Genomic DNA, 13,076 nt, shown 5'->3' on the forward strand with positions numbered 1-13,076 from the left:
ATTGATGAATAGAGACTAGGTGGGATTATTCATGAACGACAAGAATCAGATTGTTGCAGGCACTTCTCCTGATGTGATTACGTTTGGTGAATCAATGGCTTTGCTGCTGCCAGAAGGGAACAAAGGCATTGAATACAGCCCCACACTCGAATGCACATTCGGCGGTGCGGAGAGTAATGTAGCCATTGGGATCGCACGGCTTGGACATCAGGTAGGTTGGTTCTCTCAGCTGGGTGAAGATCCGATTGGCACGATAATTGTCAAAACACTTCGCGGTGAAGGTGTCGATGTATCTCGTGTACATCGAATAAGTGAAGCGGGTACTGGCATCATGATGCGAGAAGTTGTTGCGGGTCAAACCTCCGTTTATTATTATCGCCGTTCATCTGCAGCAAGCCTAATGTCCTATGGATTGCTTGACGAGTCGTATATTGCTGGTGCACGCATTCTGCATGTAACAGGAATTACAACGGCGCTTAGCAAGTCCGCCCGTCAGACCGTGATCGAAGCCGTGCGACTCGCTCGTAAACATGCGGTCAAGGTCAGCTTTGACCCCAATCTGCGACTGAAGCTCTGGAGCATTGAAGAAGCCCGTGAAGTACTGCTGCCGCTTGCAGCGGAAGCGGATTACTTCCTCCCGGGCTTAGATGAACTGAAGCTCTTGTATGCAACCGAAGATGTCGATGTTATCTTCGGTAAACTCCAAGAGCTGAACAACACCTGCGTTGTCAAAGGTGGCGACAACGTAACGTACTTGATTGAACAGGGCACAGTCACCCCTGTTCCGTATTACCGTGTCGACCGTATTATCGACACGGTGGGCGCAGGCGATGCGTTCTGCGCTGGCTTCTTAAGCGGACTACTGAGGGGATACAGCCATGAGGAAGCAGTGCGTTTGGGCAATCTTCTTGGGTCCATGGTGATTCAGACAGAGGGGGATTGGCAGGGGCTGCCGACCGCTGCGCAAGTGGAAGCTAAATTAAACGCTAAAGTGCATGTTGAGCGTTAAACTGGTCCTAGCCTACAAGTAAAGGGATGATAAGATCATGAAAAAAATAAGCATCATTCAGCGGATTCATCAAGAAGGTGTTGTTGCCGTACTGAGAGGCGATAGCTGGAGGCAAGTCGTTCAACTAGCTGAGCAAGCGATTGCTGGCGGAATCAAGGTCATAGAGGTTACGATGACGGTTCCCCATGCGCTCAAAGCGATAGAAGAGCTTGCGAGTCGTTATGCATGGAATCATTCGGATCCTGCTTACAATGCCGTCATCGGTGTCGGTACTGTGCTTGATTCAGAAACGGCCCGCGCAGCGATTCTAAGCGGAGCAGATTTCGTAGTTGGTCCTTCTCTTCATCTCGATACAGTCAAACTATGCAATCGATATCGTGTGCCGATTATGCCAGGCGTTATGACGATTCGAGATATCCAAGAAGCACTTGATCTAGGCGTGGATGTGGTCAAGCTATTCCCAGGCAATCAATTCGGCCCTAGCATGATTAAAGACATTAAAGGGCCTATGCCACAAGCGAATATTATGCCAACTGGCGGCGTGAATCTAACGAACCTTGGGGACTGGATACAAGCTGGAGCATTCGCCGTCGGCATTGGTTCCGATTTAACGAAGGATGCCGACGCTACAGATGACTATTCATTCGTCCAAACGAAGGCAAGGGAATATGTAGAGGCGTTAAAGCAAGCGAGGAACTTATTCTAATATAATAAAAGGCACTACCATTAGCATAATTGCTGAAGGTAGTGCCTTGCTATTTATATACTACTTGTTAGTTGTTCCTTGAACAGGTACAGCATCATCAAAATATTGTTCCAAGATGATGTTTTTCTCCTTGATCACTGAAGCAACATTCTCACCTACATAACGGATATGCCATGGTTCATAAGCATAGCCAGTTTCTTGTTCTTTGCCTTTAGGATAACGAATAATGAAGCCATATTCGTGTGCATGCTCAGCAAGCCACATACCTTCCTTCGTTTCACCGAAGAACTCTTCTAATTGGAACTTGGCGCTAGCACTTGATACGTCCATCGTAAGTCCCGTCTGGTGTTCACTAAATCCTTCTTTGGCGCTGACTTGTGAAGCTACTTCCAAGCCTTGAACCTGTACGTAATGAGCGAATAAGGACTTCTGTGTGGCATATGAACGGTAACCTGATACCGCTGCAAGCTCAACGTTCTCTTTTTTGGCTGCTTCAAACATGTTTTCTAATGCTTTGGCAGCTTCGGAACGCATTTTGCGTTTATCAACCATATCATTATAAGGGAACTTTACATTTGGATAAACTAAATCTGGCGGTACATATCCTTCTGGCAAAGCGCGTTCTTTATTAACGACAACAACACGGTCAGTTGGGTTCGTAACGACGACTTTATTTCCTTCACCAGGTTTAGCTGAGCTTTGCAATGATGTTTTGATCGTAACTTGAGTTGTTGCAGTTTGATCATGCAGCTTGACTGTGATATTCACTGTATCGCCTGTATTGGCAGTTGCAGATGCAACCATCGTGCCATCGGCATTTACGTTAATGAGTTTTGAATTGCTCGATTCATAGTTAATCTCTTTGGCATGTCCAACATCTGCCTTACTGCCATCTTTCATCACGCCAATAACCGTTAATATGGTTTCGGCACCTGGCTCTAATATGAGCTCTTGAGGTACTTCAAGTGATGTCAGTTTGTTTGGCTTCACACTTTCTACCGGGGCTGGTGATGCATTAGCATTCGTTTCACTCGTTTCCTTGTCTCCGCCGCATGCCGTAAGCAATAATGAAGCTGCAAGCAAGGCAATGAATAATGCATTGTAACGCTTTGATTTCACTGGGTCTTCACTCTCCTATTGAACGCCCTTTTATCTTGTCTAAATAAGGCTATTTGTGCTGATCTATTATAACATGGTCGAAGTACAGAATCATATTGTGAGGAAGAAGTTCTTTTTATGAAAATGACAGTTGACAAACGAAAATGTTTTAAATATAATTATCTTAAATTAAAGATATTCAAATTGTAAGCGAGGTGAATTGCTAATGGAGACAAAGGACAAAGACAAAGATGCGGCTTTAGAATTGTTTGTTGTACTGTCTCGTGCATATAATGCCGTTGCAGAGAATATTCAGCGTGATATTCGCAAATACTCGCTTAATCCAACCGAATTCGGCGTACTTGAACTATTGTATCATAAAGGTCAACATCCACTGCAACAAATCGGTGAGAAAATTCTTCTATCTAGCGGTAGCATTACTTATGTTGTTGATAAATTAGAGAAGAAGGGATATCTCGTTCGGGAGGCTTGCAGCAAGGATCGCCGCATTATTTATGCGGTTATCACGGAGGAAGGCAAGAAGCTAATGGATAACATTTTTCCTGCACATGCCGAGATGATTCATGAGACGGTTAGCGGTTTAGTACCTGCTGAACAAGAAATGGCAACGTATTTGTTAAAAAAGCTGGGCAAGTATGCGCAGAATAAGTTATAGCGATTATAGGATACCGGAGAAAAGTCAATGTCACTGTGAAGGCAGTGCATTTCTTTTCCTACAATATCTTAATTTCAAAATATATTAATATGAGATATAGGGTGGTGGAAATGAATGAAAATCAACGTATATTCAGTGGACCAGCAAGCAACAGGTTCTTTTGATGGAGGAACAATTACAGAGCGCAAACCAATTGGATTTCCGCGGGAAGGTTCTGCTGTAACTCGAATTGGTTCCCTATTTTACTGGGCATGGGCATTTGCGGAGCAAGAAGGTTATATCGATTCTCATCCCCATCAAGCCTTTGAAATTCTGACTTATGTTGTGCAGGGTGAAGCGCATCATGGTGACTCACTTGGAACCAAGAGTATTGTTGGCAAGGGTGGTGTCCAATTAATTCAAGCGGGGTCAGGTGTTTCGCATAATGAAAGACTTGTCGGACCAAAGGCAGAGCTGTTCCAAATTTGGTTCGAGCCGCATATTGCAGAAGCTCTAAAGCGTCCGCCAGCTTATAGCCAATATGAACATGAGCAGTTCACAAGTAAGGAGCAAGATGGTGTTCTGATCAAGACTGTTATCGGGGAAGATGCTCCCATTCAATTAGTCGCTGATGCTCAAATGTGGGATATGCATATGAACAGTGGTGCAACTTACAACCACGTTCTGAAACCAAACCGAGCACTTGCTGTTCTGGCCGTACAGGGTGATTCGGCAACTATGCAGGATGCTGATAAGTCAGTGCAATTTCTTGAACAGGATTTTGTAGTAGTTGAATCAGATCAAGCAGTTGAGCAAAATATTCGTATTCAGGCAGGATTGAATGAAGGATCAAGGCTTATATTAATTGAAGTGCCAATCCAGGTAGATTATCCATTATATCCAAAAAGGAGATAAGATTATTATGATTAAAATATATCCAGCAGACAGCCGTTACCATGCCAATCATGGGTGGTTACAAAGTAACTTTAGTTTTTCTTTTGCAGATTACTATGATCCATCAAATATGAATTTTGGACATTTACGCGTCCTAAATGATGATACAGTTGCGCCAAGCAAAGGATTCGGTGCGCATCCACACCAAGAGATGGAGATTGTTTCGATCGTGCTTAAAGGTCACTTAGCTCATCAAGATAGCACAGGTCGCTCAGAACAGACAACTTGGGGAGGCATCCAGCGCATGACAGCGGGAACTGGGGTTGTTCATTCCGAGATGAATCCATCAAATTCGGAAGAAGTACAATTCTTGCAGCTCTGGTTTATTCCTGATACAAGAGGACTAACGCCTTCCTATGAGCAAACGAGCTATGATCCAGCTCAAATGAAGAATAATTTGCTTCCAGTTGTATCTAAATCTCAAAAGGGAGAAAATATTGCTTCTATCCATCAAGATTTGACTATTTATTTGGCAGAGCTGGATGCTAATCAGACAATTGATTATTCACAGCCAGAAGGCCGCAAAATATTTGTATTCGTTCTTGAAGGCGAAATTACTTTAAACGATGAACATGTTCTTGCGAAACGAGATTCAGCTCGTATTACGGATACTTCGGAACTAAAAATTAAAGCAAGCGCAGATGCAAAATTCATGTTGATTGATTTAGTTTAATGTGTTTGAAATAAAATTAAGGCTTGTCTTCTATGTGGAAGGCAAGCCTTTCTTCTTGCGTGTAATCCGTTACGGTTCCATTTTATAGGCTTGGGTTGATAGAAGCTCAGGGATGGTTACGAATGTATAACCTTCCTTCGTCAGCTTCTGGACGATAAGCGGAAGCGCTTCTATGGTGTTCGTGAGATTGACCTGCTGACCACTTGCACAATGCTGTAGAATAATGCCACCAGGCCTTATTTGTTTGGTAACTGTTTGCAGGATCGTTGGGACGTCTGGACCTGCCCAATCCCTTGTATCGACTGACCAGCCGATAAGTAGATGTTCCATTGATTTTAATTGAACTTCCAGACTTGAAGTAATATTCCCATATGGCGCACGGAACAATAGCGGTTTATGTCCCGTTATACTCGTTAATAATTGATCGGTTTGCATAATTTCTTTTTTGATTTGGTATTCATTTAAATGGTGAAAGTTAGCGTGATCCCATGAATGATTCGCTAGGATATGTCCTTCATTTTCAATTCTCTTGATGATCTCTGGATATTTAGCTGCATTTTTACCGATGACAAAAAAAGTCGCCTTCACTTTCATTTGTTTCAAGAGATCGAGTATTTGCGGGGTGAATACTTGATCAGGGCCATCGTCAAAAGTAAGCGCAGCTTTGTACGGCTTTTCATCGGGGCCATGATGGATGGACATTTTAGAGACGAATCGGCTTGTCGGTTGATGAATGGATTCGGAAGTAGTCGATGAGGCATAGGTTAGAGACGGTACAGATAGGATGATGAGCAAGCTGGTGACTAATCTAAATATCTGATAACAACGCATGGCTGTCCGCCTCGCTTCCGTATGTATAACAAAAGCCTCCGATGATCGGAGGCTTTCATCCTTCTTAGATTACCCAAAAACTAGCTATAAATATGAATGCGGCCAAACTAATAATTCCTCCGCCAAAGCAAATGAATCCAAAGCGTTTACGCTGTTGAAATAATCTTAGCGTACCTAGGCTAAATAGTGTGCCAATTAATAATATGAAAATGATAATAACGAGGAACATCGGCATTGTGATAGCTTTATCAATCGTAAGTGAGTCCAAGCGGAACACCCTTTCCATTCGAGAATTATTCTCTTCTTATAATACTCTGACAGGTGAGATGCTGTCCAACAATTCACAATCTATTCAAAATTAACAAAGAATATTGGGACAATTTACTTTAGGTAGCTTTTACCTGATAATTGAATTGAAGTTATCTTTATTAGCAAGACAGGAGGTTCATTCATGATACGAGCAGCTAGACCAGCGGATGCTAAGCAGGTTGTAGAACTAATTCATAGTGCAATAGGAACCATAGCCAATACGATGGCGGGTACAGATGATGATGCCGAGATGCTTGAAGTCATTGAGCGTTATTTTGGGCAACAAGGAAACCGTTTGAGCTATGAGAATACGATTGTGAAGGAGCTTGACGGCAAGGTCGTTGGATTCCTGTTATCTTATCACGGGAGCCAAGCAGAATTGTTAGATAAGCCGATCATCGATCGACTTAAACAGGTGCTAGGAAGAACGGATGTTACGTTATCGAAGGAAGCAAATGAAGACGAGTATTACCTTGACTGCATCGCTGTACTCGATAGCTACCAGGGACGAGGGATTGCGAAGGAATTAATGCGTGCTTTTGAACAGACAGGAATTGAACGAGGTTATTCGAAGCTATCGCTTCTAGTAGATAAAGATAACCCAGGTGCACATGCCTTATATGTGAAGATGGGCTATAAACCAGCGGATCGCATTAAGATTGGCGATTATGATTTCTTGCGCATGATTAAGGAAATCGGGTAATTTATATTCAAATAAAGCTCTCACGGTTTTCGTGAGAGCTTCTTTTCTTTTTTTGTATTATTTATGCTTGCTCCTGCTCTTTTTGGGCTTCCTCTTTCTCGTTCTTAAGCAGGGCAACTTCTTGAATGAGCCGAGTCATTTGGCGATGCAGCTTGGAGACAACCATCGTAAGATGCAAAATAACAATTAGTGCGAATACGTAGCCAAGGAAGAAGAGTAGAGATGGCGGGTAGACGACGCCCAATAGTTGTGAAATAGTCTCCAGGAAATCAGGGAAAATCGATAGGATTAGCATCAGCAGACCGATGACAATCCAGAGTATCGAATAGCGTTCCTCAAGTCGTTTGCGACGGATCAGATCGATTACAACAAATAGGAAGAAGAGACAGAATACGAATGATACGAGAAAAATATTCATCCATTTGTCCTCCCAACAGTTCGAAGTAAGGTCATGAACACAGCAAGCGATACTTTGATCATATAATAGATCGATTTGAGCGGTGTTATGGAGGAGGCTCCTGTCTCGCGACTATGCATGAGCACGGAAGTTTCCTTCACTTTATATCCAAGCCGCTGAAGCAGTACGATTGTCTCCACTTCGGGATAATCATCCGGATAGTAATTGGCGAACACGTCTATCACCTTGCGATTCGCAGCGCGGAAGCCTGATGTTGGATCGGTGAACCGCTCTTTGGTAGCTAGCTTAAGCAGCCATGTGAAGAACAAGATCCCTGTTCGTCTAGAAATACTAGAGCGATAAGCTGTCTTTTGGATAAAACGTGAGCCGATCATGCAATCGGCTTCGCCTTTACTCAAAGCGTCCAGAAGTTCATGCAGATAGGCTGGGTCATGCTGACCGTCTGCATCCATTTGAACCGCGACGTCATAATCATGCTTCTTCGCATACATATACCCTGTTTGCATCGCACCGCCAATCCCGACGTTAAGCGGTAGTGTGATCACATGAGCTTGCTTGGTCGCTTTGGCAACTGCTGCGGTATTATCCTTGGAACCATCATTAATGACGACAATATCGACTTCTGGAGCCTTGGTTCGAATAGCTTGTATTACATTTGCGATGGAAGCCTCTTCGTTGTATGCAGGTATGATAATTAGGACTTTCAAAGAGAACCCTCCAATTTACGGCCTGCAATCAATTGGTAGATGAATTTAACAGCAGTTACGAGCAGATAAGCTGTAATCAGCATTAAATAAGGCATCATCCCAATTGTATAGCGGGCTTCAGGTATAAACATTAGATGTACGACTAGCAATAAGCCGAAGTTAATAAACAAGAACAGAACAGCGCGATTCCAGAATAAGGAGATTAATCCGCCTCCGATTCCAATAAAGACGTAAGCTTTGTGTAAGAACTTAATGAACTCTGCATACCATGGTGATACATACATTGGATATGGTCCTAAATAGAAGGTTTTGAGGAACATATAGCTTGTTTTGCCGACTGTGAACCATTGAATCCAGAATAACGGTCTAGTTCGCAAGCCTTCCTTAATTCTTTCAATCGCGACTTTACCCTGATCTTCGAATTTGATATCATTCCAAGGGATTGTTTTGTAGAAATAAGGATCAGTTCCTGCTAATAGAGCGTTACCGGCAACCCCATTGGAGATGAGAATGATCTCATGGAACGTAATGAAATTACGAATCCACCAAGGCAGCATGATAACAGCGAAAGCTCCAACACCCCATAGAATTTGCTTGATAAACAGCTTGCGATGCTTAATCATCATTAGAATATAAGGTGTGACTGCCAGAATGATGGAATTCGGCCTGATGAGAACCATTATACCCAATATGGCGCCACCCCATAGGTGATCCTTCATCTGATTATTTTGCATCATGCGTACTTGGAAGTAGACCAGTGCTGTCATACTGATCATGAAAATGGTTTCCGTTAATAATAACGAAGCCATCCAGATATAGGTTCCATATACAGCAGCTGCTAGCGCGGCAAGAAGTCCGACAGGCCGATTAAAAAGCCTTAATCCGATCAAATAAATGAACCATACATAGATAGGCGCGATGAAAGCTTGGACATATCTCAGGTTCATTTGAGCATCATGGATGTCGGAATAGCCGAATATCTTGTATACCGCTGCCACAAACAATGGATAACCAGGCGTAACCCGTGAGTCAGGTATCCCTTCCTTGTTGTATCCATAGATACCTTCATCAAGTAAGCGTACTGCCATATCGGAGTAATTCTTCTGATCGTATTCCACAGGCTTGAACTCAGAATGGGAGATATAATCAAGACGAATCCATAAGGTTAGTACAAGAATAATCACAATTAAATATTTGCTTGATTGTCGAATACTCGTTAACATGTTATTCATACATTCCTCTTCTATAATAATTACTTGGGACAAATAACACGGTATCAAATTACGTTCATGGAAGCAATAAATTTTGTAAAATATATTTAGCGAGCTTTGTCGTACAAGGCTGAGATAAGGAGAATGACTTAAATGAGCTTGGCGAATATTGGTTTAATTATCTTCAATGCGATCACACTGGTTACAGGACAATTTTTGTGGAAAATAGGACTCGAACGCAAGGTGAACCCATTCGAAAGCTTGCGTAGCATTATCGAACTCATCTTTTCACCCTTCATATTAAGTGGTCTAGTCTTGTACGGCTTGACGACCGTTCTATGGTTATTTATTCTTACGCGGGTACAAATTTCGGTCGCCTATCCGATGCAAAGCTTTGCTTATTTAATTTCGGTGTTTGGTGCGTATTTTATTTTTGGCGAGAGCTTGTCCTGGATGAAAATTGCAGGTTGCCTAGTCATTCTAATCGGTGTCGCAATGGTTGGATTCTCGGCCAAATAAACCAAAACCAGCAGTTCGGATAAAATCCCGTGGCTGCTGGTTTGTTGTTTATAGAAACTTCCGCGATTGTTTCTTCCCATCACTTGTGAACAGAACCTTCTTATCCTCCACAATCGTTTCGAGATGTACGGTTTTGCCCCATAGACGCTGGATATTCGGCAATGTTTTCTCTAAATATTTGAGATCAAGCTCGATTCCTTCGTATGCGTGTATGAGGTACAGCTCCCCTTTTTTCTCATAATCGCCGTCAGTTACTACGATGTACGGGAACCCGCCATTCACTCTGGAATAAACAAGCTGATCGCGCACATTCTCCCATGTCTTATCCGTGATCTTCCACTCGTTGCCCTTCTTCTCAAAAACATACAGATCCAAATCTTCAACCAATTCTTTGGTTAAGTAGTTGCGGATGAAGGATGTATCGGAGTCGAGCTCGCGTACCTCAAATATTTTCTCTCGGCCCCAGCGTTTCTCGATGTCTTCGAAAATTTTTAAACCCAGATAATAGGGATTCAAGCTGTTCTGAGATGGTATAACGACTGAAGAATTGAGGGCTGCATATTCAATTAACTCTTCCTCTGTAAGCTCAAGCTCGCGCATAATTCGTTGATGCCAGTAGGATGCCCAGCCTTCGTTCATGATTTTCGTCTCTAGCTGTGGCCAGAAATACAGCATTTCATCACGAAGCATCGTTAAGATATCACGCTGCCATTCCGCAAGATCAGGTGCATATTCTTCAATAAATAGCAGTAAATCCTTAGCAGGCTGTGCAGGGAATCGCTTGTTCTCTTCTGTTGGTTGAACCTTCTTATCTGATAGTTGATCGAGGTCCCATAGATCTTCATAACCCATTGTGCGCTCTGATTTCGATTTATTCGGCTCATGCAGCTTGGAATGCTTATGGCGATTGCGTCGCTCTGCTTCTTCATAAGGGATCGTGATGGTCGGGTCGATATGCTCTTGAATCGAAAGCACAGTATCAATAAACTGCTCGACTTGCTCCGTGCCATATTCAAGCTCGTACTGTCGTATACGATCTGCAGTGGCTGACATACTTTCGACCATGTCTCGGTTAGTTTTGGAGAAACGGGCATTATTCTTGAAAAAATCACAATGCGCTAGCACGTGAGCTACAATTAACTCGTTCTGGATTAGAGAATTGCCTTCAAGCAGGAAAGCATAGCATGGATTCGAGTTGATCACTAATTCATATATTTTGCTAAGACCGAGGTCGTATTGCGTTTTCATCCGATTAAAGGCCTTCCCAAAGCTCCAATGCGAGTAGCGCGTCGGCATCCCATAAGCACCGAACGTATAGATAATGTCCGCAGGGCAGATCTCATATCGCATCGGATAAAAATCGAGTCCAAACTGCTCAGCGACTTCCGTAATATGCGTAATCGCCTCTTCGAGCTTAATCAGATCATGACGGTCCGTCATAGCTTACCTCCTTCATCATACAACAACCCTAAATACTTTCATTTAACCAATATATTCAGGAGATGTGGGGTTATGTGAGAGGAGCGGGAGAATGATATGCGTTAGATTTCCTACCATAAGCAGGAATCCTCACAACCTTACTCGAAGCTAATAAATTGATGTAATATTTCAATTCTTAGGCTATTACTTTAAATTAATCGTTAGATTATTCAAGGAGGGCTTCAGGATGGATCAATTAACCCGATTAAGGGAGCGCTTTGCTGCGCTTGGCATTGATGGCATGTTAATTACGAGTCCGACGAATCGCAGGTATATGACCGATTTTACTGGGACGGCGGGCATGGTGTTGATCTCAAAGGATGATGCGAAGCTGCTGGTGGATACGAGGTATGTGGAACAGGCGATGGCTCAGGCTGTTCAGTTCGACGTGATTCAGTATAAGGATTCCAGAGTGCCTTACGAAACCGTATCGGCGGAGGCGAATCGGATGGGAATTACGAAACTCGGGTTTGAGCAGAATTTCCTGACGTTTAGCGCGTATACGAAGTATCAGGAGCAGATAAAGGCTGAGCTAGTTCCGACAGATGAAGCGGTTGAGCATTTGCGAATGATTAAGACAACCGATGAAATCGCGAAGCTTCGTACGGCTGCCCAGATTGTGGATTATGCTTTTTCTCAAATAGTAGAATTCATACGTCCTGGTGTAACGGAGAAGGCTGTTGCGAATCACTTGGAGTTCACGATGAGACAACAGGGAGCAGAGTCTTCGTCCTTTGACATAATTGTAGCTTCTGGCTACCGTTCTGCGCTGCCGCATGGGGTGGCAAGCGATAAGGAGATTGCATCGGGCGAGATGGTAACCTTGGATTTCGGCGCAACCTATAAGGGATATCGGTCTGATTTGACGAGGACGGTCGCGGTCGGCGATCCTGGCGAGCAGTTGAAAGAAATTTACCAAATCGTATTAGATGCGGAACTGACGACTATTGAAACGCTACGAGCGGGCATTAGCTGCAAGGAAGTCGATGATATGGCGCATGAGTTCATCAGCAAGCGAGGATACGGTCCTTACTTCGGCCATGGAACGGGGCATGGGATTGGGCTTGATATCCATGAGGAGCCGTTCTTTGCGACCAGATCCGTTAAGAAGCTGGAAGCTGGTATGGTGATGACGGTAGAGCCTGGGATATATATTCCTAAGCTAGGTGGCGTAAGAATAGAAGATGATGTTTTGATTACAACAACAGGCAATGAGGTAATCACATCTGCTCCCAAACAACTCATTACCCTGTAAACTCTGGTGTTGTAACTCATTCATACGAATAGGAGGTCTTGTAAGATGGACGATCAAGCTTTTCGAAAAGCAATGGGTAGGTTTGCTACAGGTGTTACTGTTATTACAACGAGTATCGATGGCGTAACGCATGGGATGACGGCTAGCGCATTTATGTCAGTATCCTTGAACCCTAAGCTCGTGCTCGTATCTATTGGCGATAAAGCAAGAATGCTGGGCAAAATTAAGGAGTCGGGTAAGTTTGCAGTCAATATTTTGACTGAGGATCAGAAGGATATGTCGATGTATTTTGCAGGACAAATAAAGGAGGAGCGTGACATCGATTTTGAATGGATTGAAGATATGCCTGTACTTCGATCTTCGGTGGCAACCATCATATGCGATGTGTATCAGGCGCATGAAGCGGGGGATCACACCTTGTTTATTGGAGAAGTCAAGTATTTAAGAAGTATGGATGCTGAACCGCTGTTATTCTACTCAGGGAAGTATAGGAAGTTTGATAAGGCGGAAGCTTGATTAAGTGTACAGAACTTGCTGCAGATTAGGCCA

The 13,076-nt window shown here is 43.3% G+C and carries 16 protein-coding genes; 9 read left to right on the forward strand and 7 right to left on the reverse strand.

Features of this window, described 5'->3' with window-relative positions; all coding sequences use genetic code 11:
• Positions 1-31 precede the first annotated feature (31 nt).
• Complete coding sequence (locus E0485_RS14675; protein ID WP_132418818.1) at positions 32-1,009, forward strand: sugar kinase; 978 nt, start codon at positions 32-34, stop codon at positions 1,007-1,009.
• Positions 1,010-1,046: 37 nt separating this feature from the next.
• Positions 1,047-1,715, forward strand: a complete 669-nt coding sequence (locus tag E0485_RS14680) for a bifunctional 2-keto-4-hydroxyglutarate aldolase/2-keto-3-deoxy-6-phosphogluconate aldolase (RefSeq protein WP_132418819.1) — start codon at positions 1,047-1,049, stop codon at positions 1,713-1,715.
• A 60-nt stretch (positions 1,716-1,775) separates the two neighbouring features.
• Here the strand turns inward: E0485_RS14680 and E0485_RS14685 are convergent, their stop codons facing one another.
• The gene (locus E0485_RS14685) at positions 1,776-2,834 is read right to left on the reverse strand and encodes a D-alanyl-D-alanine carboxypeptidase family protein (protein WP_235857584.1); all 1,059 of its coding nucleotides are present in this window, start codon (positions 2,832-2,834) and stop codon (positions 1,776-1,778) included.
• 205 nt (positions 2,835-3,039) lie between these two features.
• Between E0485_RS14685 and E0485_RS14690 the strand changes: the two genes are divergently transcribed.
• From E0485_RS14690 to E0485_RS14700, 3 genes are all read left to right on the forward strand, one after another.
• Positions 3,040-3,489, forward strand: coding sequence for a MarR family winged helix-turn-helix transcriptional regulator (locus E0485_RS14690; protein ID WP_132418820.1), 450 nt, complete (start codon positions 3,040-3,042; stop codon positions 3,487-3,489).
• A gap of 114 nt (positions 3,490-3,603) precedes the next feature.
• Entirely contained in the window at positions 3,604-4,383 is a 780-nt protein-coding gene (locus tag E0485_RS14695; RefSeq protein WP_132418821.1) for a pirin family protein, read from the forward strand.
• A gap of 7 nt (positions 4,384-4,390) precedes the next feature.
• Positions 4,391-5,095 carry a pirin family protein gene (locus tag E0485_RS14700; RefSeq protein WP_132418822.1) on the forward strand — a complete coding sequence of 235 codons (705 nt, stop codon included), beginning with the start codon at positions 4,391-4,393 and terminating at the stop codon, positions 5,093-5,095.
• A gap of 69 nt (positions 5,096-5,164) precedes the next feature.
• Here E0485_RS14700 and E0485_RS14705 read toward each other — a convergent pair whose 3' ends face one another.
• On the reverse strand, positions 5,165-5,926 hold the full coding sequence (locus E0485_RS14705) for a polysaccharide deacetylase family protein (RefSeq protein WP_235857585.1): 762 nt from the start codon (positions 5,924-5,926) through the stop codon (positions 5,165-5,167).
• 64 nt (positions 5,927-5,990) lie between these two features.
• On the reverse strand, positions 5,991-6,212 hold the full coding sequence (locus tag E0485_RS14710) for a hypothetical protein (RefSeq protein ID WP_132418823.1): 222 nt from the start codon (positions 6,210-6,212) through the stop codon (positions 5,991-5,993).
• Positions 6,213-6,377: 165 nt separating this feature from the next.
• Between E0485_RS14710 and E0485_RS14715 the strand changes: the two genes are divergently transcribed.
• Complete coding sequence (locus E0485_RS14715) at positions 6,378-6,938, forward strand: GNAT family N-acetyltransferase (protein WP_132418824.1); 561 nt, start codon at positions 6,378-6,380, stop codon at positions 6,936-6,938.
• 61 nt (positions 6,939-6,999) lie between these two features.
• On the opposite strand, the gene E0485_RS14720 is transcribed toward E0485_RS14715, so the two are convergent.
• From E0485_RS14720 to E0485_RS14730, 3 genes are read right to left on the reverse strand one after another with little or no spacing between them, the layout of a single operon-like run.
• A complete protein-coding gene (locus E0485_RS14720; RefSeq protein WP_132418825.1) occupies positions 7,000-7,356 on the reverse strand; it encodes a DUF2304 domain-containing protein in 357 nt (118 codons plus the stop codon).
• Entirely contained in the window at positions 7,353-8,063 is a 711-nt protein-coding gene (locus E0485_RS14725; protein WP_132418826.1) for a glycosyltransferase family 2 protein, read from the reverse strand. Before E0485_RS14725 ends, E0485_RS14720 begins: the two co-directional genes overlap by 4 nt.
• The gene (locus tag E0485_RS14730; protein ID WP_132418827.1) at positions 8,060-9,295 is read right to left on the reverse strand and encodes an ArnT family glycosyltransferase; all 1,236 of its coding nucleotides are present in this window, start codon (positions 9,293-9,295) and stop codon (positions 8,060-8,062) included. Before E0485_RS14730 ends, E0485_RS14725 begins: the two co-directional genes overlap by 4 nt.
• Positions 9,296-9,427: 132 nt before the next feature.
• Between E0485_RS14730 and E0485_RS14735 the strand changes: the two genes are divergently transcribed.
• Entirely contained in the window at positions 9,428-9,793 is a 366-nt protein-coding gene (locus E0485_RS14735) for an EamA family transporter (protein WP_132418828.1), read from the forward strand.
• Between the two features lie 48 nt (positions 9,794-9,841).
• Here E0485_RS14735 and E0485_RS14740 read toward each other — a convergent pair whose 3' ends face one another.
• Positions 9,842-11,233, reverse strand: a complete 1,392-nt coding sequence (locus tag E0485_RS14740; RefSeq protein WP_132418829.1) for a SpoVR family protein — start codon at positions 11,231-11,233, stop codon at positions 9,842-9,844.
• Positions 11,234-11,459: 226 nt separating this feature from the next.
• On the opposite strand from E0485_RS14740, the gene E0485_RS14745 reads away from it, so the two are divergent.
• Together E0485_RS14745 and E0485_RS14750 are read left to right on the forward strand one after the other, a co-directional pair.
• A complete protein-coding gene (locus tag E0485_RS14745; protein WP_132418830.1) occupies positions 11,460-12,527 on the forward strand; it encodes a M24 family metallopeptidase in 1,068 nt (355 codons plus the stop codon).
• A gap of 45 nt (positions 12,528-12,572) precedes the next feature.
• The gene (locus E0485_RS14750) at positions 12,573-13,043 is read left to right on the forward strand and encodes a flavin reductase family protein (RefSeq protein ID WP_132418831.1); all 471 of its coding nucleotides are present in this window, start codon (positions 12,573-12,575) and stop codon (positions 13,041-13,043) included.
• Positions 13,044-13,076: the final 33 nt, after the last annotated feature.

Source organism: Paenibacillus albiflavus (genome assembly GCF_004344915.1).
GTDB lineage: Bacteria > Bacillota > Bacilli > Paenibacillales > NBRC-103111 > Paenibacillus_AM > Paenibacillus_AM albiflavus.